The sequence below is a fragment of the Nocardia farcinica genome (genome assembly GCF_029867845.1).
Taxonomy (GTDB): domain Bacteria; phylum Actinomycetota; class Actinomycetes; order Mycobacteriales; family Mycobacteriaceae; genus Nocardia; species Nocardia farcinica_A.
On record NZ_JARWRU010000586.1, the window covers coordinates 1 to 1,144 of the forward strand.

At 72.9% G+C, this 1,144-nt stretch carries 1 protein-coding gene; it reads right to left on the reverse strand.

Going from position 1 to position 1,144, the window contains the following annotated elements:
• Positions 1 to 848, reverse strand: an 848-nt coding sequence (gene aroC / locus QH283_RS12770) for a chorismate synthase (protein WP_432420720.1), incomplete at its 3' end; no start/stop codon positions are given.
• Positions 849 to 1,144 lie beyond the last annotated feature (296 nt).

Consider the following 1,144-nt stretch of genomic DNA (forward strand, 5'->3'; position numbering starts at 1 on the left):
GGACGCATCTCGTCGTGGGCCTGGCTGCCCCGCCTGCGCGCGGTCTCGAATCCGTCCCCGACCTCGACGCCCTTGATGGCCTGGATGCCCATGAGCGCGGCCGCCAGCCGGGAGTCGAGCCGGTTCTCGCCGCTGGTGAACGAGCCGATGCCGACCGGAAGGCCCTCCACGATCACCTCGACCACGCCGCCGAGAGTGTCGCCGTCTTTCTTGGCCGCCTCGATCTCGGCGATCATCGCCGCCTCGGCGTCGGCGTCGAAGGCGCGCACCGGGCTCGCGTCGACGGCCGCCAGATCGGCCGCGGTCGGGGTCACGCCGGTGGTGTTGGCGGCGGCGCCGATGGAGACCACGTGCGAGACGACCTCGACACCGAGCGCCTGGCGCAGGAAGTTGCGTGCCACCGTGCCCGCCGCGACGCGCGCGGCGGTCTCGCGGGCACTGGCCCGCTCCAGCACGTTCCTCGCGTCGTCGAAGCCGTACTTGAGCATGCCGGAGTAGTCGGCGTGGCCGGGGCGCGGCCGGGTCAGCGGGGCATTGCGCGCCAGGTCGGCCAGCTCGGCTTCGTCGACCGGGTCGGCGGACATGACGGTCGTCCACTTGGGCCACTCGGAATTGGCGACCTCGATGGCGACCGGGCCGCCCATGGTGCGACCGTGGCGGACCCCGCCGATCACGGTGACCTTGTCGGCCTCGAACTTCATCCGGGCGCCGCGCCCGTAGCCGAGCCTGCGGCGCGCGAGCTGAGCGGAGATGTCCTCGGTGGTCACCTCGACGCCGGCCACCATGCCCTCCAGAATGGCGACGAGAGCGGGACCGTGGGATTCTCCGGCAGTTATCCAGCGCAGCACAGCGTCCATCCTTTCATGCCCGCGCGCGGGCGTTGGTATCCGGTCCGTGGTGATCATCGCCGCACCGCCCGCCGGTTCGGTCCACAGTCGCGGCGGGTGCTCGCCGGTCGCTCGCGACCGCGGATCAGGTGGTCACGGCCAGTGCGAACAGCGTCGCCACGCACATGGCCGGGCCGTGCGGCACCGTCGTTCGTCCGGTCGGACACGAGCGAGCGCGCGCGAGCATCATCGACCCGGCCGCCGCCGTCAGGACCGGCGCGCCGAGCGCCGCCGTCACCCAGGCCTGCGCCCCGCCC